The following is a 22,435-nucleotide window of genomic DNA, read 5'->3' on the forward strand; positions in this document are numbered from 1 at the left end:
CGTGCCACAGCTAGAACTTGCCGCTTTCGGCGCGCTGTGAGCCATCGACGTACACGGTTACTGGACCGTCTCGATTGGGGAAAATAATCGGGATGCCGGCAGGCGTCGCGGTCGGCCGATCGGCCTTTCTTCCCGACGAATCGGTAACCACAATAGCTTCTGTGTTGCCGGGAATAGTCTCTGCAGCAATCTGGCCGGAATAATCTGTGATTTCTGCAAGCTCATCAATTACCAGCACGTTATCCGGAGAGATTTCTGCTGGCGCCGGTGGGCGTTGGAGCCAGCCCGCAAACAACATGCCTGTAATACCGACAGCAATGGTGGTCCGCACCAATCCCGCCAGCAAGGCTACGATTATCCAGCCATATGCAATCGCAGCGGCCCACGGAGTGACCTCGATGGTTGCCAATGGAAGGTCTTGTGCCCAGCTCGCAACGCGGTAAATCCACCACACTACGGGTTCTGCGAGTTTCAGCGCAACAGCTTCTGCTGGAAAAGGTAGTGGCAACACGGCCAGAATGGTGGCAGCCAACCCAAGCAATAAGGCGATGCTGACCACGGGGGTAACCGCAACATTGGCGAGCACACTCACCACCGAGACCCGGCCGGCCATGAGCGCCACGAGGGGCATGGTCACAATATCCGCGGCAATAGAAACTGCGAAAGCCCGGACGACCACATCAGGTAGTCGAATTCGCGCCAACGGCCGGTACAACAAGGGCACTAACGCGATGATTCCCGCGGTCGCTGCCACCGACAACGCAAAACCGAAAGTCACTGCCAAATCGCTGTCAATAAGCAAAAGAGTGATCACCGCAATGCTCAAAGCATGAATCGGTGGCATGCGGGAGGAATTCACAATGGCCGCAACTCCGACGAGACCGGTGATGCTTGCGCGCAACACAGATGGTGCCGGCCCCACCACACTGGCGTAGAAAGCCAATACCGCTAGCGCTGCAATCGATTGACCTACCGGACCACACCGTGCGACACGGGCGAGTATTACGGCAGCAGCCACAATCGTCGCCACATGCAAGCCACTCACTGCGGTGAGATGGCTTAATCCAGCATCGATATACATTTGGCGTTGCTGATCTGTCTGCGCACTTCTATCCCCCAGTACCATTCCCGGAACCAGGGCCGCGGTATGTTCACCGAGAAATTGTTGACTAGCTGCTTGCAAAGAATCAGAGATATTAGCCGCAAATTTGGCAAAACCGGTAGGAGGTTGTACTTCCAGGATCTCGCCACGGACTACCACCGGGGCTAATCCAGGACGAGCAGATTCCTGATATGTAGCATCAACCAATATCTGGGATCCGGGAGCTATTCCAGCTGGCTGTTGTGCTGTTTGTCTGGCGGTTTGTTGCACGGTGTCTGCATCCATGCCGGTGGTAGCCGGTTTAGTGAACAAAGCCAAGTTTGGCGCAAGACCATCTACCTTGACTGGAAAATAGTATCCGCCAAATTCTAGTGCCGTACCACGCCCGGCCACCGTGGCCGACAATTGCTCCGAATAAGAAAAAGCTGCTGCGCGACGCTGGCGGGTGGCTGCCATAAACAACGCTGCACCAGCCGCGGCTACTACCAGCATTGCGTGTTGCCAGTGCCCAGTGAATATGCACACCGCACCAACCACCACGAGTAATACAACCGCCCAACCTGGGCCTCCGGTTAAGATCACCAACAGCACAACCGCCCAACTCGTCAGTGCACTAGGCAGCAAACGCAGATCTTGCATGGCTGGTTTATACCGTTACTTCATCTTTTAGCCGGGAAAACTTCGCCGGACCAATCCCGGGCACCTCTAAAAGCTGATCTACAGCAGCAAAGCCACCATTCGCATCCCGAAACTCTATGATCGCAGCAGCTGTAGCTTCGCCTACGCCATGTAACGACGTCAGCTCAGCAGCCGAGGCAGTATTCAATGGAATCGGACCAGTATTTGCACCTGGCCCTGTACCGGTGCTGCCGTTTCCTCCGCTGCTCTCGCTGTTCGGTGCAGCAGCTAAAGGAACAGGATCATTCGGACCAAGCACTACTAACTGTTGGCCATCACTGAGTCGTTCTGCATGATTGATGCGAACCAAATCTGCTTCCGGCAACACACCCGCCACCGCCAGCGCGTCAGCGGCACGGGAACCTTCGGGAAGGGTCATTATTCCCGGGTTATGCACTAACCCCACTACCGAGACCACGATCTCTTCAACTCCGTGGGGACCCGCGGTGCCATCACCGGAAGTCTTGGCGCCTGCTGAGGCTTCCCCGGTTGTATCGTTCCTTGCAGTGGCATCACCCGCTGCTCCAGATCCTGCAGTGCCATCCCCTGCAGAGTTCCCACCGGAGGCTGCAGCAGACCCTGCTGCCAGCGCAGCGAAATCCGGCTGCTCCGAATCCGACTTCCCCGAACCTAGTCCATCCGAGCTCAACGCCCACCACAGCACGCAGCCAATCAGCGCAAACACTGCCGCGGCAATCGCTGCGGTTTGCGACAAAGAAAACCGTGGTTTGGGATAATCCACCGCCATGAGGTCTTCTTCTCCAGTCGGGCGGGTTAATTCCGCAATACGTTCTTTTAGGCGTGCTGTTGGGCTCATGGCCGCGATATTAAAAGTACAAAAGAAGAAAAAGAATACGGCCGCCAACAAGCCTGTGAAAAATTACCTGACAGGTCAACACGCTGCAGCGTTCTGTGGATAACTAACGCACAAACAACGCTATTCCTATAAAACCGTGCTAGTAAAAGCGAGCTAATAAAAACAGGCTAATCTGCCACGGTAAAAACAGCAGAAACCCCGATCGCGCCGGTGCCGACATGCACTCGCAACACTTCACTCATCTCCATGACCATCACCGAAGAACCAGGAGCTAAGGCGTCGACAAGCAAGTCATATAACGTCTCTGCTGCCTCTTCTGCCTCGCTATGCTGCACCGCGATAAACGCCGGCTCGCCAGCAGCCTGCTGAGAAATCAGCTCGACCAACTTGTTAAAGGCTTTGGTTTGGGTGCGGGTTTTCCCAACCAACTCCAACTTGCCTTCCTTAAACTGCATAATCGGCTTCGTCGCCAACAATGCGGTCGACAACATTGCCGTTGTCGTCGACAAACGACCTGAACGGCGCAGATCATCAATCCGGTGCAAATACACCCAAGTAGCAGAACGCGACAGGACCCCCAACGCAGCGTCATGACATTCATCGAGGTCAGCGCCCTGTTGTGCAAGTTTCGCGGCCGTCATCACTGCCGCGCCCATTGCCATCGCGATCGCCGGTGAATCGATAAGGCGAATCTCATCATCGTCGAAAAGCCCCACTGCCGTCTGCGCAGAGTTCCACGTCGCAGACAACTCTTTTGGCAAATGCATCACCAGCACGCCGTCCCCCCGGCTGCGCTCCACCAACCGACCATAAGTTGCCGCCAACTCCAATGACGACAACCCCGCTGTGGAACGCTCTACCGAACCATCCTTGGCAGTTTTCTCCATCACGTGCAGATCCAACACAGTGATGCCAAGTTCTGCGATAACGTCCTCGCTCAAACTAGCTGAGGAATCCGTAACCACCTGAACCGCCATTTAGTCCCCTCGACCCATATTCCAGCCTTCAAGAAACCACCGGGCACTACGCGCATCAGCCGTAGTCGAAAACCGCGGACTAGACTTCGCAGCATCCGAGTGCAATCCCGGGCGCGCGACCAGCTTGGCCCAATGTGTATTCTTCAGGCTCGTCAGCATGGGGAACTGCTCCACTTGCAAATCCAATAAAGCACAAGCCAACGCGGAAATCGCGCCATTGTGAGCAACCAACAACACCCCACCGTCGTCCCAGTCGGAATACTCTTCCATCAGCTCGTCGACAACCGGACGGATACGCTTGGACACATCCACGCGAGATTCACCTCCCGGTGGAGTCCAGCGAGCATCATTGCGCCATTGCGCACGCGCTCCCGGATACTGCTCGTCAACCTCGGTACGAGCCAGACCTTGCCAGTCACCCAAATGAGTCTCGCGCAAGCGTTTATCGGTAGTGACTTCCAGCCCCAAACGATCAGCAATATGACCGGCAGTGGTGGCCGCACGGCTTAAATCTGAAGCAACGATACGCGTGATGCGGACGTCGGCAAGCGACTCCGCTGCCTGGCGTGCCTGGGCATGCCCGCGTTCAGAAAGCTCGGTGTCCAACTGGCCCTGCATCCGCCCGCTGGCGTTGTAGGTCGTCTCACCATGGCGGACGAGATACAGAGAGCGGGTCATGAGCGCTCCTCGCCCACCACCGGAATATCATCGATAGCCTGGGCAGAACGCACCTGCGCACCGTCGAACTCAGAATAAGTACCCGGACGTGAATATTCCACGCCATCGACTTCTACCAGTGGGCAATCGCCATACAAGCGGTCCAGGCCATAAAAATCGCGTTCATCATTGTGCTGGACGTGCACGACAATATCGCCATAATCCAGCAACACCCAGCGATAATCACGCTGGCCTTCCCGACGCAACGGCTTCCGGCCAGCGTCTTTCAGGTCTTCTTCAATCTCGTCGACGACAGCCTTAACCGCGCGCTCCGTATCCGCCGAAGCAATAATGAACACCTCGGTAATGCCCAGGACATCAGAAACGTCCATGGCAACGATATTGGCCGCAGATTTCTCATCAGCGGCGCGAACGGCCACACTCGTGAGTTCGCGAGCGGTATCAGTAGCGGTCAATGCGCACCTTCCTCTTTCTGGCAATAATTTCTTCTGACAGTAGTTAGCTCTGGCAGTAGCTTGTTCTGGCAGTAGCTTGTTTTGGGAATAACTTGTTTTTGACAGCGCACAGCTTCGTGGACTGTGCAGTGAGCGCCAAAGTTGGTCAAGCCCATGAATGGTCTAGTCACAGTTTCGCACGAACTAGCCGGTTTGGGCTAGTTTTCCGCATATAAATTGTTCTTCGAGATATACTGCACCACCCCATCCGGAACCAAATACCACACCGGGCGGCCCTGTCCAGCGCGCTCGCGGATATCGGTAGACGAGATCGCAAGCGCCGGTACATCCACCAAATCTATGCGACGCTCATGAATATCCGGCAGCATCGCCTCAGACAACTCGTAGCCCGGGCGGGTTACCGCCACAAAACGCGCCATCTCGAACATCTCCTCCCACTTATGCCACGACACGATATTCGCCATGGCATCAGCACCCGTGATAAAAAACAGCTCGGCTTCCGGGTATTTTTCCCGCAAATCCCGCAGCGTATCGACGGTATAGGTAGCGCCAACACGGTCAATATCGACGCGGCTCACCCCAAAGCGCGGATTCGACGCAGTAGCAATCACCGTCATCAAATACCGCGCCTCTGCCGGGGTGACTTGCTTATCTGCTTTTTGCCAGGGCTGACCAGTAGGCACGAACAAGACGGTGTCCAAACAAAACTGGTCCGCCACCTCACTTGCAGCAACCAAGTGACCGTTGTGGATCGGATCAAAAGTACCGCCCATTACGCCAATGCGCTGACGGGAACCGGGCATGCTAGCACGACAAACACCGCGATTATGAGGTTTAGCCATGCACAATCCATTCTGCTAATTCATCGACCACGAGGCCATCGTTCGGATAATCAATGAGGAAATAATCACCGTGAAACCAGCTTCATCCCGCAAGGCAGCTACTGCAGAGTGCGGGGTGAGATCACAGGCGAAATCATCAGTCATACAGTAATTAATGCGCCGCACCGAAGCTAATTCCGGGCGTAACAACGGCGGCACCACTGCCGAACCAGCAATGAGCCCGTTACCAACCCGTGGACTGCCCACGATAGAAGGATCCTCAGCGCCTAATTGCGGATTTCCAATATAAACCGCCCCGCGTAATTGGTTTTTCTGGTGCAAATATTTTTCCAGGTGGCTGAGCACAATCGAACCTTGCGAATAACCAAACACAATATAATCCGGGTGGCAGCCTGTGGAATCCTCAAGCTCTTCCACGAAACCAGGTGCCTCGTCGATACCTGACCGCAAGCTCCCAACCACACCAGAAATTGCTTCATGCGCGATTACGCGCGGCGGGGTTTCCCGCAAAATTTCTCCAAGACTGGCGGAAAACTCGAACGCATTCGGATCACTACCGCGCTCAGCGAGCCCCGTGCAGCAGTCATCGCCAGCCTTGTTGCAGCACGGACTCGCAAGCATGAGGCAGTCATACCGGGAATTATTCCAGCTCACATAATCAAATGCGAGCTGACTTATGGGCGGGTGTGACCAGTGCCCTGCAAAATCCACTTGCTAGAGGTCAGCTCCGGCAAAGCCATGGGGCCGCGAGCGTGCAGTTTCTGGGTGGAAATGCCAATCTCTGCACCCATGCCGTAAACCTCACCATCGGTGAAGGCAGTGGATGCATTCAGCATCACTGCAGCGGCATCGACCTCATTGGCGAACTTCTGCAAAATATCTGCATCTTGCGCGGCAATACCTTCGGTATGTCCGGTGCTCCACTTCTGAATGTGCGCGATAGCACCATCGACACCACCGACAACCTTGGCGTTAATATCCATGGACAGGGATTCTTCTGCCCAATCTTCCTCAGTAGCTTGCACCGCGTTTTCCACACCGAAAGCGGAGAGCTCTTCTACATCACCATGAATAGTTACCGCAGCATCCTGTAGTGCGCGTACAACCTGTAGCTTGTCTTCATCGCTCAATGCGGAATCCAGCAGTACAGTCTCGGTGGAGTTACACACCGAGGTACGACGGGTCTTTCCGTTAACCACCATCGCGATGCCCTTGTCAAGATCTGCCGATTTATCAATATAAAAATGGCAGTTCCCAGTACCGGTTTCGATGGTCGGTACAGTAGCACCCAACACAACCGCGTTAATCAGGCCAGCACCACCACGTGGAATAACGAGATCCACAAGGCCACGAGCAGTAATCAGATCCTGCACGGAGTCACGGGTCTCACAAGGCAAAAGCTGCACGGCTTCACGTGGGTGACCCAATTTTTCCAGAGTGTCCTGCAAAAGTTCCACCAACTGCTTGTTGGACTCACGAGCGGACTTCGAACCGCGCAACAACGGCACATTACCTGACTTAATAGCCAGGCCAAATGCATCCACAGTGACGTTAGGACGAGCCTCATAGACCATGCCCATAACACCAAGCGGGACACGCACCTGCTTCATCTCAATGCCGTTGTCCATGGTGGAACCTTGCAGAATCTCGCCTACCGGATCCTGCAAGCCAGCGACCAGACGCAAGCCATTAGCGATACCCGCGATGCGCTCTTCATCCAAACGCAAGCGATCTAACAGCTGATCACTCAGGCCAGCTTCTTTACCATTGACGATATCGCGCTCATTAGCGCCAAGAATAATAGAAGTGTTATCCAGCAAATGCTGGGCCGCAGTTTCCAAAATTTCATTCTTCTGCGGAGTTGAAAGTTGGGCAATCACCGGGGCCACGTCCTTAGCGGCACGGGCCTTGGTGAGAACCTCTTCGCGCTCCTGGGCGCGTTCGGGCGACAAGTTTTCTGTAGCTTTGTCAGTCATGTCGCCCAGTATACGTATTTAACAGCCTGCTTCCAGGCTTAAATAAAACGGCTGTCCGGTTTAGTAGGCCGCTGAAATTATGAAGGCTGCTGCAATTAGTAGCCTGCTGCAACATCAACTTCCGTCGGCATCTTCTCGCCAGCCGCGAAAGCTTCCATATTTTTCAGCATGTGCGCGCCGATGCGCTTACGCACCGAATACAGCGGGTTCGCCAAATGTGGAGTGATGACGCATTCCGGCATCTTCCACAACGGGTGCCCATCCGGCAATGGTTCAGGTTCAGTGACATCCAAACCAGCACCAGCGATGACACCATCACGGAGCGCGTCGACAAGATCATCGGTGTTGACCAAAGGTCCACGACCCACATTCACGACGACGGCGCTATCTTTCATCTTCGCAAAAGCATTGGCATCCACAATATGGTGGGTTTCCTCGGTCAACGGCATCAGCAGCACAAAGTAGTCCGCGCGCGGCCACACCGAATCCAACTCAGTGCTTGGCACAGTCTCATCCGCACCTTCAACGGGGTTACCGGAGCGATTAACCGCAATAATCTCCGGGCCAAAGCCAGAGAGCATGTTAATTAATTCCGCGCCAATTCCACCCGCACCGATAATGGCAACGGTAGAATCTTCGCACAAAAATCGCGTCTTAGCTTCTAGCTCCTCCTGCAACCAAGTTTCCGCCTGCGTGGACGCTTTGTGTGCATGCAGTTGCGCCAAAAGAAGCGCAATCGCAGACTCTGCCACGGTCTTGTCGTACAGGCCGGCAGCATTTGCCCACCGGGCCGACGACGCCTTCATCTGGTCGACGAAAGCATCCACGCCGGCCAGGTGCAGCTGCACGAAACCAAGGGATTCTGGAATCTCCGGCAGCTCATCCGGCTTACCGTTAAACAACATGCAGTCCGCGTCGTCGATGTCGTCGACAAGCGTGTGGCCGGCGTCTTCTAGGGTCTTTTGTACTTTATCCCAGCTGTGCGGGTACATCAGAAACTTCATGGCCCCCAGGTTACCGGGATTTTCGGCGAAGCAACCAATCCTAGCTTCTTCGCCACAACTTCAAAACACCAGTTTTACAGACGCGAAGCGTAGTTCGAGAGGTAGTCAGCATGCACAACCGGACGTTGCATTTCCTCCGGCATGTCTTCGGTCTTCTTACCCATGATCGACTTCAACGCCGACGACGAGTAGTTGACCTCGCCACGGCCGACGACCTCAGAATTCGGTCCAACGATATCCACAATTTCACCGGCACGGAATTCACCATCAACATCGGTGATACCGACTGCCAGCAGCGAATTACCGCCACGAGTAACTGCCTTGAGCGCACCTTCGTCCAAACGCAAAGTTCCACCGGAATCGGCAGAATAGAGTGCCCAGAATTTCCAAGCGGACAAACGGCGTTCTTCACGAGTGTGGAATACGGTACCAACTCGGGCATCTTCCAACGCCGGGCCAATATTATCCGCCGACGTGAGCAGCACCGGCACGCCGCCGCGCGCTGCCAGGCGAGCTGCCGATACTTTCGAGGCCATTCCGCCAGTACCAACCTTGCCGCCGTCACCAGCGGCAACGCCTTTCAGGTCTTTACCAGTGACAACTTCGTCGACGAAGTTAGCATCTGGCTCCGCCGGATTCTTGTCGTACAAGCCATCGACGTCGGAAAGCAAAAATAGCGCATCCGCGCCAGTCAAGTGGGCCACGATTGCCGATAGGCGGTCGTTATCACCAAAACGCATTTCGGAGGTCGCCACCGTGTCGTTTTCATTCACGATCGGTACCGCACGCAAAATACGCAAACGATCGATAGTACGCTGCGCGTTCCGGGTGCGGTCGCGTCGGCCAGCATCCGAGGCAGTCAACAAAACCTGCCCGCACGTACGGTTGTAGCGGGCGAAAGAGCGCGACCACTCATAAGCCAAATGCACCTGGCCAACCGCAGCAGCTGCCTGCTTGGTGGCAAGATCCTGTGGGCGTTCCGTCAAGCCCAGCGGCTTCATGCCAGCGGCGACAGCTCCCGAAGAGACCACAATAACGTCGGAGACTTCCATACGCGCCTGCAACGCATCAACAATGTGATCGATCTTTTCCGGGGAGACGGAAAAATCATCCGTCAGCGAGGAAGAACCGATCTTGACGACGACGCGCTTGGCTTTCGTAATCTGCTCACGCAAAGCAGATTCGTGGCCCATGGCCAAGCTATCTTGTGCTTCTTCCGGCGGATCCGGGAACTTCGCTTCCGGCGAATTATCCTGGTACGGATCCAACGGGAGGTGGGCATGAATGTCACGGTCATGGGCGTTGTGAGGCATACTGCTTAGTCTACAAAAATCCGCGCGCGATCTCACCCATCACACGATCTGAATGCTTAACCCTGCCAACGCTCGCGATCTGATTGTTCTTCGTCGACGTCTCCATAAACCAGTTCGTCGATCAGGCCGCGTCGCGCCTGCGAAGCACGCTTACGCTCTGCCGCGGTAGCACGATCCGTGGTTTCCAATCGAGCATCACGTCCACGACCAGCCAAAGTTGGATCGCCGCCGATCATCGGTTCCCACTCGAAAGTGATCTCGCCGATGGTCACCGGGCAGCCTTCCACCGCGCCTCTGCGGAAAAGCTCTTGTTCCACACCGGCGCGAGCTAAACGGTCAGACAAATAACCAATCGCTTCGTCGTTTTCGAAGTCCGTCTGGGAAATCCAACGCTCAATCTTCTTGCCTTCGACGATGAAGCCACCTTCCACCTGTGGGTCTTCGCGCACTGTGAAATCAGCATGATGGCCGCCCTGTTTCGCACCACGCCCCATAACAGCCTGCGGGCGGATAACTTCTGGCGCCGGTTTTTCTTCTCCAACTGGGCGCTCTGCCCGGTCTGCATCCACAATTTCTGCGAGTTTATAGCGCAATGCATCCAAGCCCTGCCGCGCGACAGCTGAGATGATGAACACCGGCCAACCAAACTGTTCTTCCAGGTCCTCTCTGACAAATTCTGCCAACTCACGGGCTTCTGGCACATCGGCTTTATTAAGCACAATCACTCGTGGGCGTTGCATGATATCGCCCAAACCTGTGTCTTCTTCCAAAGCATCTTGATATTGCGCTAGTTCATGTTCCAAGGCTTCAATATCCGATACCGGATCACGACCTGGCTCAATAGAAGCTGTATCGACGATATGGGCTAGTACAGCGGTACGCTCAATGTGGCGCAAAAACTCCAGACCGAGGCCTTTGCCCTGGGAAGCACCGGGAATTAGGCCGGGCACATCAGCAATAGTAAATACACTGTCACCAGCAGTAACCACCCCTAGGTTCGGGCTCAAAGTGGTGAATGGATAATCACCAATTTTCGGCTTTGCTGCAGACAGAACGGAAATCAGAGACGATTTACCGGCCGACGGGAAACCTACCAGCCCCACGTCGGCAACCGATTTCATTTCTAAAATCAGATCATGTTCCTCCCCGGGCTCGCCTTTCAGCGCGAAACCGGGCGCTTTCCGGGAGGCATTAGCAAGAGCCGCGTTACCCAGGCCGCCATATCCACCTTCCGCAGCCATGAACCGGGTGCCAATTGTGGTCAAGTCCGCCAGCATCTCGCCTTTCGCATTGCGCACGACCGTGCCCACGGGCACCTCCAAGACTAAGTCTTGGCCACGCTTACCCTGGCGATGATCTCCTTCACCGTTGCCGCCGCGTTCTGCCTTGATGTGCGGTCGGAAATGGAAATCTAACAGTGTGTGCACCTGGTTGGAGACTTCCAGGATAATGTCGCCACCATGGCCGCCATTACCGCCGTCGGGGCCACCGAGAGGTTTAAATTTTTCGCGGTGCACCGAGGCACAGCCGTGCCCGCCGTCGCCTGCAGATAGGTGCAGGGTTACTCGATCGATAAAACGAGACATGGCGCGGGCCCTTTCTAGAAAAATGTTGGCGGTGCGTTAGACCATTATTTAAGCAAAAAACGCGCAGCCCCACATTCAGGTGGGAACTGCGCGTTGGAACCGTGTCGGTTCCGACGAGAAGCTCAGGCTATTTATGCGCTGGCTTCTGCGGCTACTTCTTGTGCCGGAACGATGTTGACGACCCGACGTCCGCGCTTAACACCGAAGCTGACGGATCCAGCTTCGAGAGCGAACAAGGTATCGTCGCCACCACGGCCGACGTTCTCACCTGGGTGGAACTTGGTGCCACGCTGGCGAACGATGATCTCACCAGCGTTGACTTTCTGGCCGCCGAATCGCTTAACGCCGAGACGCTTGGCCTCGGAATCGCGACCGTTCGAGGTGGACGATGCGCCCTTCTTGTGTGCCATTGTGCTATCCCCTTAGTGCTTTACTTAATTCCGGTGATCTTGACGACGGTCAGTGGCTGACGGTGGCCCTGACGACGCTTGTAACCAGTTTTGTTCTTGTACTTCAGGATCCGGATTTTTGGACCCTTGGTCTGTTCTACGATTTCAGCGTTGACGGATACACCGCTGAGCTCATCAGCCTTGGTCTTGACGGTTGCGCCATCGGCGAGCAGAACCGGGGTAAGAGCCACGGCATCGCCTGGCTCGCCCTCAAGCTTCTCAACCTTGACGAGGTCACCTTCAGCAACCTTGTACTGCTTTCCGCCGGTCTTGACGATCGCGTACATGGAGGGTTACCCCTTATCTATACTCGACTCGGAACATACGCACCGCACACTGCCAAACAGCCGCGGTGCGTAAGCCCCAAGATGGACTTTAATTACTTAAGCGTTACTTGCCACGCTATCCATGTGCCAACTAGATAGCCACCTAGATATGGCTATCTAGCAGCTGTCTGGATAATGATGCGCAGGCTCATAACAGCGACTGTCCAAGACTACCGTGCACACACCCAAAAAGACAAACCCAACTATTTCTTTACTGGGCGTCGTACAACTCGACGCCGCCGTGTGCTTTTGCGCACAGCCGAGTCTTTAGCGCTGCGTTGGTGCTTCTCACTACCGGTGCGGTGCGTGCTATCACTCGCGTCGCCAGCCTGCTGCTGCGTCGCTGTCGCCTGCGAGTCATCGCCTGATTGGGAAGCCACCGCAGAAATCCGCCGCACTACTCGACGACGCTTCATAGACTTACGCACTGCCTCCTCAGCACCCCCTACAGCCCCTTCAGCCCCTGCTGTTTCTGTAGCCTGTGCAACTGTGTCCTCGTGCTCCTTGCGGTTCGTGAGGATTCTCTTGGTCGGCGCTGTCTGATTGCTTCCCTGGGTATCATCCCACCGGAAATCCGCCTTGCGCGGACGGTGATCAGAACGGGAATTACCACGAGTACGACGGCGGCGGCGCGGACTGGACTCAAACTCTGCAACCGCTTTCTCGTAGGCGTTCTTATCACCTACAGGTTGCGTGTCTCCGACGTTTTGCTTCTCAGCGCCGTTCTTTGCCTCAGCGCTGTTTTTTGCCTCAGTGTCGGTTTGTTTCTCAGCGACGTTACGTGTCTTAGCGCCATCTTGTGCGGCAACCGAAGCTTGCGACACAACATCATGGGCACGCTTGTTCCTACGATTCTTACCACGCTTAGCCCGGCCAGATTTCGCCGAGCCAGTTGTTGGCTCATCCGAACGATCCGAAGTTCGAGCCTTTGGCTGTTGCTTGCCAATCACGCTAGCCGCCAAATTTTCAAATTCTGCGGCTGCAGCCCGCTCTCGTTCGCGTTTGCTCTTCGGGTTCTCGCCCTCATGCACGTCTACTGAAGTCGACGCAGTCACGTCCTCATCATCAGCCGTGTCCGCATCATCACTTGCGCTAGCACCATCCGCGCTAGCGTCAGAGCCTGCCAACAGTACGCGATCGCGACCATAGCCATTGTCTGGCTCATGGTCGTGCGCCTGTGCCGCAATTTCGGCCTGTTTCATGGCATCAACAGGATCGCTGTTGATCAGCACTCCCCTGCCCGAACACGTCGGGCAGTCTGCCGCATAAGCTTCCAATAAGCCGGTACCAATACGCTTTCGGGTAAGCTGCACCAAACCTAAGCTGGTGACTTCCGAAACTTGATGACGGCTACGATCCGAAGTCAAACGCTCTTTCAACCGACGCAACACCAGATCCTGATTTTCTTCCAAGATCATGTCAATGAAGTCAATGACAATCATGCCACCCAAATCTCGCAAACGGATCTGGCGCACAATTTCGTCTACAGCTTCCAAGTTATTGCGCGTGACAGTCTCCTCCAGGTTACCGCCCTTGCGCTTACCAGTGAATTTCCCGGTATTAACGTCAATAACGATCATCGCTTCCGTCCGGTCGATGACCAACGAACCACCGGATGGCAACGGCACATTACGCGACAAGGCCACTTGGATCTGTTCATCAATGTGATACGCAGTAAAGGAATCCTGGTCGTTGAAAGCCTTTGGGTCGTGCTTCGTAATCCGCTTCAACAAATCCGGAGCCACGGACTTGACATAGGAGTAAATGACTTCATAGGCCCGATCACCGTCGACAATGAGCTCAGTGTAGTCCTCGTTAAACAGATCGCGAACCACCTTGACCAGCATATCTGGTTCTTCGAAGAGAGTTACTGGCTCGGTTGATGCAGACTGCATCTCATCTTCCATGCGCTGCTTAATATGCAGCCACTGGTTGTGCATGCGGTCCACGTCAGCAGCAATGGCACGCTCCGGCACGCCTTCGGCAGCCGTGCGGATGATCGTGCCACCATCTTCCGGTACGACGCGCTCCAACATGTCTTTCAAGCGTTTCCGCTCTTCCGCCGGAAGTTTCCGTGAAATCCCAGCATTACGCCCGCCTGGCACATACACCAGGTACCGGCCAGAAAACGAGATATGCGCGGTCAGACGCGCACCCTTATGGCCCAATGGGTCTTTCATGACCTGCACCAACACTTGGTCGCCAGGCTTCAAGGCCGCTTCAATACGACGCTGGTGTCCGCTGAGGCCGCGTGCTTTCCAATCAACTTCCCCGGCATAAAGGACTGCATTGCGTCCCTGCCCAATATCGATGAACGCTGCTTCCATGTTGCGTAACACGTTTTCGACGCGGCCCAGGTAGATATTTCCGATCATGGAGCCTTGGTTTTCCGCATTGACAAAATGCTCGACCAACACGTCGTCTTCGAGCAGACCGAGTTGAGTAACCGTACCTGGCCCGTCCATGCGTGGACGCTCGCAGACAACCATTTTGCGCGTGATCGCCGCTCGACGCTCTTGGAATTCACTTTCGGAAACTATGCGTTCTGTCTTGCGGCTTTCTTCCCGCAGCTCGTTGCGACGACGGCGCTGTGCTTCCAGACGGTCGGAGCCGCGCAAACCACGTGGCTCGTCAATCTTTTCGACGGTGTGCTTGTTGTCCGCAGCTTTGTCTTTATTTTTGGCATCACCGGTGTTTTTCGCGTCACCAGAATTTTTTGCGTCGCCGGAATTTTTTGTGCTGGCAGCTGCTTCTTCCACACTGCCCTGTGAACCTTCGTTCGAGGACTCCTGGGCGCTCTCATCAAAACCGCCGTCTTTCTGGGAAGCGACGTTGCTTCCAACGACATGGCGATTATCATCACCCTGATCAGCGTCAGCAGTCTGCACCGATTGTGCGCTACCACGCCCACGCGATCCGCCACGGCGACCACGGCGGCGTCGACCGCGGGAATTAGTGCTGCTCCCACCACGATTATTCGCGGAGTTGTCGTTACGCACCGCGTCATCACCCGTTAGGCCATCACCCGTTAGATCATCGTTCGTTAGATCATCGTTGCCCGCTAAGTCATCTCCCACCAGATCATCGGAAGCGACTGAGTTGGATGAATGAGCCGTCGCATCGCTTGCTGCGGTCCGCGCACCATTTCTCCTTACACCGCGCGAGGTTTTTCCAGCACGGTTACGTCCCCGGTTATCGCCGTTTTCTTCAGGTGCACCGGTTGCATCCTCGGCTTCTTCCGTAGCGGCGATGATGTCGTCAATCTCAGATTCGGCAACGTCCGGACCGACATCCGGTGCACGGAATACCGGAACGTAGGCATTCATCCTCGGTTCTGCTGGGGCGGGCACATTCGGGGCTGGCTCAGGCTCATCAGCTACCGAAATGTTTGGCAGATCCGCAGCAACTTTTTGCACGATCTGGTTAATTTCATTTTCCACGTTTTTGCGCACCCGGTGGCGCAATTTCTCTTCCGCTTCGTGGTCTAGCGTCGAATCTGTTTGCTTTGGTTGCTTTGGTTGCTGCGCTTTCTTGCCATGCGTATTTTCGCTCTTATCGGCCGTTTTGCCTTCGGCTTCGCTCTGATCGGCGTTGCCTGAATCAGCCCTGCCTGAATCAGCCCTGCCAGCTGTGCCCGAATCGGCTTTGCCTTTGCTCGCGATATAATCCAGTACGGCAGTGACCTCGTCCGGTGCCACATTCGACTGGGCACGCTTAGAAATCTGCAAATCCGCTAAAACTCCAATGAGCTCCCGCGAACTCAACCCTAGATTTTTCGCCAACGTATACACGCGGGTCTTTTCCGGCCATGCCGCGCTTGTCAGCGTCGAAGCTTTTTCAATTGTCTCTTTGGTGAAATTCACCGTTATCTTTTCTCCTGAGCTCGTCTTAAACCCCGGGCGCAGCCACCTGGCCGCTGCCGCGCAGGGCATCGAAAATATTCAAATATAAAGCCCACACCGGGCTCGTCATACAAAAACTGTGTGCCGTAACGTTCTTCCAACCGCACTCGCGGGAACAACACAGTTGGCATTATGTCACAGAATTCTTGCCGACGGATAGCCGCAAAGCACAACTTCGCCCACAGTTTCCTCCCGCTAGCTGCGTGCCATCTGAACAATCGAACTCGGCAACTCGGCGATTTTGATTAAAATAAGGACATGCTCAGTAGAAAGGGTCACCACCGTTCGATAACTACACAACTGCTTTTCAACGCTGGCGCCGCCGTGCCCGCAGGGCTTGGTTATTCGTTGATACTGCACGAACACTGGCTAGCAGCACTACTCAGTTTCGTCTGTGCCATCGGATCCGGTGTCTGGCTGTTCCGTGATTACCTAGTCCCCGTTTCCACCGAGGAATACCGGGACACCGATTACACCCCGCAGCAAAAACTCATGCTGTACCTTCCGATAGTCCCGTGGAGTGTCATTCTGCCGCTGCCAATCGCCCAGTTAGACGGCGTTCTTCATCCAGCTGCCTCCATTGCGGTGACGGCGGCGGTGGCGACCATCGGCTTTGCTTTCCAGATCCTCGGCACCAATATCGGTCCGCGTCGCGTCGGCAAGCGTCGAATCCAACAGGCACTGCGGAAAAGCGATATGGAAGAAATCACCAGCGAGCGACTCGAACTGGTCGCACGCCATCCGAAGGTACTGCGGGACCTGGCGGCCGTCGGAGCCGGGGATAATGTGTTCGTCATGGTCGCAGAATTTGCGGGCGCCATCCACCGGGACACCGATGAAGTGATCACTGAGCTGGAAACATTGCGGAAAGCGCACCTGGTCGAGGCCAAGAAAATTACCGTGCGCGAACAGCCGAACAAGTGGCAATATAGCTTAACCCCCACCGGTATTCAGTGCTTGCAGCACTACCAGCAGGGGCGTTAGCGAAGTTCAGTGTTACAGGAATTGCGGTTGCACTCCCGCTAGCACGGGGGTTGGCTAGCGCGGGGTGGGCAGCGCCCAGCGCCGCCCTTGGCAGAGACGCTGGCGGCAATCCCTAGCTACGGTCAATGTGTCTTTTTTACAAATAGTGCTACGAAATCGCCGGTTTTGCGGCCACTATTTGCAAAATTCGCACATAAACTGCGTCGGGTTATATAAGTGCACGGAACGAGAACACCGAGTGGATACAGATTCTTGGAACCGGAACCCACTGGTTACAGATCCTTGGAACCAGATCCCGCTGCTTACAGGTTCGGGAACCAGATCCCGATCTCGCGCTCTGCGGATTCTGGGGAATCAGAACCGTGGACGACGTTTTCTGCAACGGACAACGCAAAATCACCGCGGATGGTGCCCGGGGTGGCCTTGCCGACGGGATCGGTGCCGCCAGCCAGCTGGCGCCATGCGTCAATGGCGCGGTCGCCTTCCACGATGCCAGCGATCAAGGGCGCGGAAGTGATGAAATCCACCAGCTCACCGAAAAATGGCTTATCGGCGTGCTCAGCGTAGTGCTTTTCTGCGGTTTCACGGTCTGCCACACGCAAATCGAGTTCTGCCAGACGCAGTCCCTTGCGCTCAATGCGGGAGATGATCTCTCCCACGTGGCCATTCTGTACACCGTCAGGTTTGATCAAAATCAGAGTACGTTCAGTCATGGTCTCTAGTTTACAACTTGTTTCAATGAAAACTTCTTCGGTCTAGCACTTCCCAGCCGACACCAAGCACCGGAAATTCCACGACTAGCGCAGCTAGTCTGTACCCAAATGCTGACCACTAGCGCAGCTAGTCCGTGCCCAAATGCTGAGTGGTTAGCAAGCCACGCCGCATGCGTTCCAACAACATCGAGCGCAAATACAGCATGAACGCCCAGACAGCAATGAACAACAGCATGATGACGCCGATGGACCAGTGGATGAAAAACGTCAACAACCCGAGCGCTTGCAGCACCAAAATCATGGGGATAGCCCAGGATTTACGCACGAAAAAGACTGCGAGCACATGCAAAGCCCCGAGCACCGTTACCGCAACCCAGTTCGGCGTCGTCCAATACACGCCACCATCAATTTTTAAAATGACGGTAAGACCCAAAAAGATGCTGATCGCTTGCATGATCAGCGTGCCCGACATCATGCCGGCCAGCCCACGCATGGGGTCTTTTACCGGCGCTTTGCCCGGGCCCAATGGGCCATACTCGGCAGCGCGGCTGCCAGCCGCCCCAGTAACGCGGCGAGCACTATCCTCGCGGACGCTACCCTGCCGGGCACTATCCTTCCGGGCTTTGTCGCGGCTGTCGCGGCTGTCACGGCGGTTATTGTCGTGGCGGGAATTCTGATCTGTCACGACGGTTCCTTTCCAAATAACGTGCGCGCTTCCCCAGCGGTAACCACCGAGCCGGTGATCACGATGCCAGAGCCCGATTGCACCTCGGCATCTTCTGCCAATTCCACGGCCAGCGCGTAGGCACCAGGCAGATCGTCGATAGCGTGCACGCGCTCTTCACCAAAGATTTCCACGGCGTATTCCGCCAGCGTATATGCGTCCAGAGCTCGCGGAGAACTGTTTTGGCTAATAACCACTTCATCCAGATGCGGTTCCAAAGCCAGCAATACGCCCTTGGCATCTTTGTCGTCGAATACGGCTACCACGCCGATGAGACGCTGGAAATTAAAATCACGCGAGAGCGCCGCACCCAGTGCCTGCGCACCATGCGGATTGTGCGCTACATCGATGAACGTAGTCGGCGAGGTACGCACGCGTTCTAAACGGCCCGGCACCGACACGGTGCGGAAGCCTTCCCGCACAGTATCCAGGTCAAGCCCGTGCCCGGCGCGAGCTCCAAAGAACGCTTCTACCGCTGCCAGTGCGCACGAGGCGTTCGCTGCCATGTGACTACCCGAAAGAGGGATGAAGATCTCTGGGTATTCCCCACCAAGCCCGCGCAGGTGCAATTGCTGCCCACCTACAGCGACGGAGGTTTCCAGCACGCCAAATTCGCTGTTATAGCGCGCCACACCGGCTTCCACTTCGACGGCACGGCGCAGAATCACGTCCATGGCTTTCGAGTCTTGTTCTCCGATGATCGCGATGTTCTCGGAGGGCTTCAACACGTCGTCCAGGTCATCACGTTTTTTGATGATCCCGGCTTTTTCCGCCGCGATTTCTTCGATGGTCTCGCCCAGGTAGTTCTGGTGGTCCAAGCCCACGGGCATGACGACGGAAACTTCCGGGTTCACCACGTTGGTGGAATCCCAGGTCCCTCCCAGGCCAACTTCCACCACCGCGACTTCCACCGGAGCATCCGCAAACGCGGCATAAGCCATGGCAGTCAGGATCTCGAATTTGGATAAGCGCACGTCGAAATGCGCATCGGTCATCTGCACAAACGGCTCAATTTCTTCCCATTGGCGCACGTATTCCCGCGCAGGAATCGGGTTACCATCCAAGCAGATGCGTTCGGTGACCGTCTGTAAATGCGGCGAGGTGAACATGCCAGTGCGCCGATGAAAACCACGCAGTAGCGAATCAATCATGCGCACCGTCGAGCTTTTACCGTTGGTGCCCGCGACGTGGATAACGTGGAAGTTTTCTTGCGGGTTGCCCAATAAATCCAGCAGGTACTCTATGCGTTCCAGGCTCGGATCGATCTTGGTTTCTGGCCAGCGGGTATCGAGTTCCGCTTCCACCGCAGCCAGCGCGCTGAGTTCTTCTGGCGTGGCTTGCAGCGGGGCTGGCGCGTTGCGTTCTTCATCCGGCAATCCCAGGTTGAGTTTCAACCCGTGCTCGTCGACTTCCACCGCATCGCCGGCCAAGGCGGCGAGGTCCTGATCTAACTCGCTGCTCTCGGAATGGTCTGTGTGTTGGTGACCATTGCCTGTGTTCTGGCGCTCATGGTCTGCGTGTTGACGATCATGGTCTGCGTGTTCGTTTTCTGTCACTAGCCTAGTGCCTCCAGACGCGCGCCGATGCGGTCAACTTCTTCTTGTGCCAGCTGTTGGCGGTCTTTGATCTTGTCGACGACATCTTGTGGTGCCCTGGCCAAGAATTTCTCGTTTTGCAGCTGGCCACTGGTCTGGGCCAGTTCCTTTTCTGCCTTTTTCAGGTCCTTCTGCAGTCGGGCACGTTCTGCTGCCACGTCCACGGCACCAGAGGTATCCACCGCAATGGTGATCGTGGCCTGGCTGAGACGCACCTCAACGGAAGCAGACTCGGTGAAATCTGCGCCTGGTTCTTCCACGTTTGCCAGGTTGCGCACCAGGTTTTCCTGTCCAACCAAGTCGGCAGCAGCAAAATCCAGCTTTCCGGGAATCTTCTGCGACGGCTTCACGCCCTGGTCCGCACGGAAGCGACGCAGCTCGGTAATCAATACCTCGGCATCGGCAATGCGACGTGCAGCAACCTCATCAACCGCGACCCCACCGTTGGTATCAGCTGCGGTAGGCCAATCTGCTACCACCAGAGATTCGCCACCGGTCAGCGCCTTCCACGTCACTTCGGTCACAAACGGCATGGTTGGGTGCAGCAAGCGCAGCACCACGTCCAGCACCCGTCCCAGCACGATCTGGGTATTCCGGCCTTGGGCAGACTCCCCCTCGCGTGGGATCTGGGTTTTGGCGATCTCGACGTACCAGTCGCACAGCTCACCCCAGGCGAAGTGGTAGAGCAGCTCGTTGGCTTTCGCGAATTGGTAGTCGTCCAGATACTTGTCTACCTGCGCGCGTACTTGTTCGGTGCGGTCCAAGATCCAGCGGTCGGCGTCGGTAAGCTCACTGCGCTCGGGCAGCTCGCCCATACCCGCACCGTTCATCAACGCGAACTTGGTGGCGTTAAACAATTTGGTGGCAAAGCGCTTCGAAGCCTCTGCGGCCTCATCACCCACCGGCAGATCCACGCCTGGGTTCGCGCCACGCGCCAAGGTAAAGCGCAAAGCGTCGGCACCGTAATCGCGTACCCAGTCCATTGGGTCAATGCCGTTGCCCAGTGACTTCGACATCTTGCGGCCGTGCTCATCACGAACCAAACCATGCAGGTAGAGATCCTTGAACGGCACCTGTGGCCGGCCGTCAGCAGCCGTGCCGAAGGTTTCCGGGTCCTGTTGAGCTGCGAAGGTGCCGAACATCATCATGCGGGCAACCCAGAAGAACAAGATGTCGTAGGCGGTGACCAGCACCGAGGTTGGGAAATAGCGATCCAGGTCAGCGGTTTTATCTGGCCAACCCATCGTGGAAAATGGCCACAGTGCAGAGCTAAACCACGTATCCAATACGTCGGGGTCTTGCTCATAGCCTTCTGGGGCTTGCTCATCAGGGCCGACGCAGACGATGTCCCGCTCGCCGTTTTCATCTTCTGGCCCGTACCAGATCGGAATGCGGTGGCCCCACCACAACTGGCGCGAGATAGTCCAGTCGTGCATGTCATCAACCCAATCGAAGTAGCGCGGCTCCATCGACGTCGGGTGAATCTTGGTATCGCCTTCACGCACGGCATCACCAGCCATCTGTGCAAGCTTGTCCACCTTCACAAACCACTGCAGCGACAAGCGCGGCTCAATCGGTTCCCCGCTACGCTCTGAATGACCCACCGAGTGCGTATACGGGCGCTTCTCCGCAACGATGCGGCCTTGCTCCGCCAAAGCCTCACGCACTTTTACGCGGGCTTCTTCACGGCTCAACCCATCAAACTGGGTACCGGTACCAGCGATATGGCCGGTGGTATCCATGACCGTGGGCATGTCCAGGTTGTGACGCAAGCCCATCGCGTAGTCATTCGGATCATGCGCCGGGGTGATCTTCACGGCACCGGAACCGAATTCTGGATCTACGTAATCATCGGCGATGACTTCCAGCTCCAGATCGTCCCGGAATGGGTGCGGGAACTTCTTGCCCACTAGGTGGGTATAGCGCTCATCATCCGGGTGTACGGCCACGGCGACGTCGCCAAGCATGGTCTCTACACGGGTGGTGGCGACGATGACGTGATCTTCGTCGTCGGCAAGCGAGCCGTAACGCAGCGAAACCAGCTCACCGTCGACGTCTTTGTGTACGACCTCGATGTCACTGACCGCTGTTTCCAGCACCGGCGACCAGTTAACCAAGCGGTGCGCGCGATTGGTGATTCCGTCGACTGGTCGCGCGAGCGCTTCACCCTGGATGAGGGGTTGTCGCGCGCCGTGCAGCACATTTTCAAGCAGATGTTTGACGCCGGCATGATTTACCGCGCGCACCGCTTGGTTAACTGGTCGCCGGTGCTGGAAACAGCGGTCAGTGACATCGAGGTCGTACACAAAGACGT

General features: G+C 55.9%; 19 protein-coding genes and 1 pseudogene. 2 read left to right on the forward strand and 18 right to left on the reverse strand.

Going from position 1 to position 22,435, the window contains the following annotated elements:
* Positions 1–10 precede the first annotated feature (10 nt).
* The 14 genes from A5774_RS08170 to A5774_RS08235 form a co-directional block, all read right to left on the reverse strand.
* Entirely contained in the window at positions 11–1,741 is a 1,731-nt protein-coding gene (locus A5774_RS08170) for a ComEC/Rec2 family competence protein (protein ID WP_064834272.1), read from the reverse strand.
* Between the two features lie 7 nt (positions 1,742–1,748).
* Positions 1,749–2,597, reverse strand: a complete 849-nt coding sequence (locus A5774_RS08175) for a helix-hairpin-helix domain-containing protein (protein ID WP_064834300.1) — start codon at positions 2,595–2,597, stop codon at positions 1,749–1,751.
* A gap of 167 nt (positions 2,598–2,764) precedes the next feature.
* Entirely contained in the window at positions 2,765–3,574 is an 810-nt protein-coding gene (locus A5774_RS08180; RefSeq protein WP_023018275.1) for a DegV family protein, read from the reverse strand.
* Entirely contained in the window at positions 3,575–4,252 is a 678-nt protein-coding gene (locus tag A5774_RS08185; RefSeq protein ID WP_021353618.1) for a histidine phosphatase family protein, read from the reverse strand.
* Positions 4,249–4,707 (reverse strand): ribosome silencing factor, encoded by a 459-nt coding sequence (gene rsfS / locus A5774_RS08190; RefSeq protein WP_021353617.1) that lies wholly within the window; start codon positions 4,705–4,707, stop codon positions 4,249–4,251. The genes A5774_RS08185 and rsfS overlap by 4 nt, the downstream gene beginning before the upstream one ends.
* A gap of 197 nt (positions 4,708–4,904) precedes the next feature.
* Positions 4,905–5,549, reverse strand: coding sequence for a nicotinate-nucleotide adenylyltransferase (nadD, locus tag A5774_RS08195; RefSeq protein WP_021353616.1), 645 nt, complete (start codon positions 5,547–5,549; stop codon positions 4,905–4,907).
* A 15-nt stretch (positions 5,550–5,564) separates the two neighbouring features.
* Complete coding sequence (locus tag A5774_RS08200; protein WP_064834274.1) at positions 5,565–6,170, reverse strand: hypothetical protein; 606 nt, start codon at positions 6,168–6,170, stop codon at positions 5,565–5,567.
* Between the two features lie 53 nt (positions 6,171–6,223).
* Entirely contained in the window at positions 6,224–7,525 is a 1,302-nt protein-coding gene (locus tag A5774_RS08205; RefSeq protein WP_021353614.1) for a glutamate-5-semialdehyde dehydrogenase, read from the reverse strand.
* 95 nt (positions 7,526–7,620) lie between these two features.
* On the reverse strand, positions 7,621–8,529 hold the full coding sequence (locus A5774_RS08210; protein WP_034644925.1) for a D-isomer specific 2-hydroxyacid dehydrogenase family protein: 909 nt from the start codon (positions 8,527–8,529) through the stop codon (positions 7,621–7,623).
* A gap of 74 nt (positions 8,530–8,603) precedes the next feature.
* Positions 8,604–9,842 carry a glutamate 5-kinase gene (gene proB, locus A5774_RS08215; RefSeq protein WP_021353612.1) on the reverse strand — a complete coding sequence of 413 codons (1,239 nt, stop codon included), beginning with the start codon at positions 9,840–9,842 and terminating at the stop codon, positions 8,604–8,606.
* Between the two features lie 56 nt (positions 9,843–9,898).
* A complete protein-coding gene (gene obgE, locus A5774_RS08220) occupies positions 9,899–11,428 on the reverse strand; it encodes a GTPase ObgE (RefSeq protein ID WP_021353611.1) in 1,530 nt (509 codons plus the stop codon).
* A gap of 131 nt (positions 11,429–11,559) precedes the next feature.
* Positions 11,560–11,838, reverse strand: a complete 279-nt coding sequence (gene rpmA, locus A5774_RS08225; protein WP_023018278.1) for a 50S ribosomal protein L27 — start codon at positions 11,836–11,838, stop codon at positions 11,560–11,562.
* Between the two features lie 20 nt (positions 11,839–11,858).
* Positions 11,859–12,164, reverse strand: a complete 306-nt coding sequence (gene rplU, locus A5774_RS08230; RefSeq protein WP_021353609.1) for a 50S ribosomal protein L21 — start codon at positions 12,162–12,164, stop codon at positions 11,859–11,861.
* Positions 12,165–12,406: 242 nt separating this feature from the next.
* Positions 12,407–16,066 carry a translation initiation factor IF-2 N-terminal domain-containing protein gene (locus A5774_RS08235; RefSeq protein WP_064834276.1) on the reverse strand — a complete coding sequence of 1,220 codons (3,660 nt, stop codon included), beginning with the start codon at positions 16,064–16,066 and terminating at the stop codon, positions 12,407–12,409.
* 297 nt (positions 16,067–16,363) lie between these two features.
* Here A5774_RS08235 and A5774_RS08240 point away from each other — a divergent pair, with 297 nt between their 5' ends.
* The gene (locus tag A5774_RS08240; RefSeq protein WP_064834277.1) at positions 16,364–17,089 is read left to right on the forward strand and encodes a hypothetical protein; all 726 of its coding nucleotides are present in this window, start codon (positions 16,364–16,366) and stop codon (positions 17,087–17,089) included.
* 302 nt (positions 17,090–17,391) lie between these two features.
* On the opposite strand, the gene ndk is transcribed toward A5774_RS08240, so the two are convergent.
* From ndk to A5774_RS08260, 4 genes and pseudogenes are all read right to left on the reverse strand, one after another.
* Positions 17,392–17,802: a nucleoside-diphosphate kinase gene (ndk, locus tag A5774_RS08245; RefSeq protein WP_021353603.1), complete on the reverse strand. Its 411-nt coding sequence runs from the start codon at positions 17,800–17,802 to the stop codon at positions 17,392–17,394.
* Between the two features lie 127 nt (positions 17,803–17,929).
* Positions 17,930–18,295 carry a DUF4233 domain-containing protein gene (locus tag A5774_RS11560; RefSeq protein ID WP_081703827.1) on the reverse strand — a complete coding sequence of 122 codons (366 nt, stop codon included), beginning with the start codon at positions 18,293–18,295 and terminating at the stop codon, positions 17,930–17,932.
* Positions 18,296–18,483: 188 nt separating this feature from the next.
* A complete protein-coding gene (locus A5774_RS08255; RefSeq protein WP_369815546.1) occupies positions 18,484–20,082 on the reverse strand; it encodes a folylpolyglutamate synthase/dihydrofolate synthase family protein in 1,599 nt (532 codons plus the stop codon).
* Positions 20,082–22,247 (reverse strand): annotated as a pseudogene (locus A5774_RS08260) (valine--tRNA ligase); the annotation flags it as partial. The gene A5774_RS08255 and the pseudogene A5774_RS08260, both read right to left, overlap by 1 nt.
* Here A5774_RS08260 and A5774_RS10975 point away from each other — a divergent pair.
* Positions 22,182–22,435 (forward strand): class I tRNA ligase family protein (locus A5774_RS10975; protein ID WP_369815547.1); only part of this gene is annotated, 254 nt, incomplete at its 3' end. The pseudogene A5774_RS08260 and the gene A5774_RS10975 sit on opposite strands and share 66 nt — an antisense overlap.

Origin of the sequence: Corynebacterium sp. EPI-003-04-2554_SCH2473622 (genome assembly GCF_001665955.1) — a bacterium.
Lineage (GTDB): Bacteria > Actinomycetota > Actinomycetes > Mycobacteriales > Mycobacteriaceae > Corynebacterium > Corynebacterium pseudodiphtheriticum.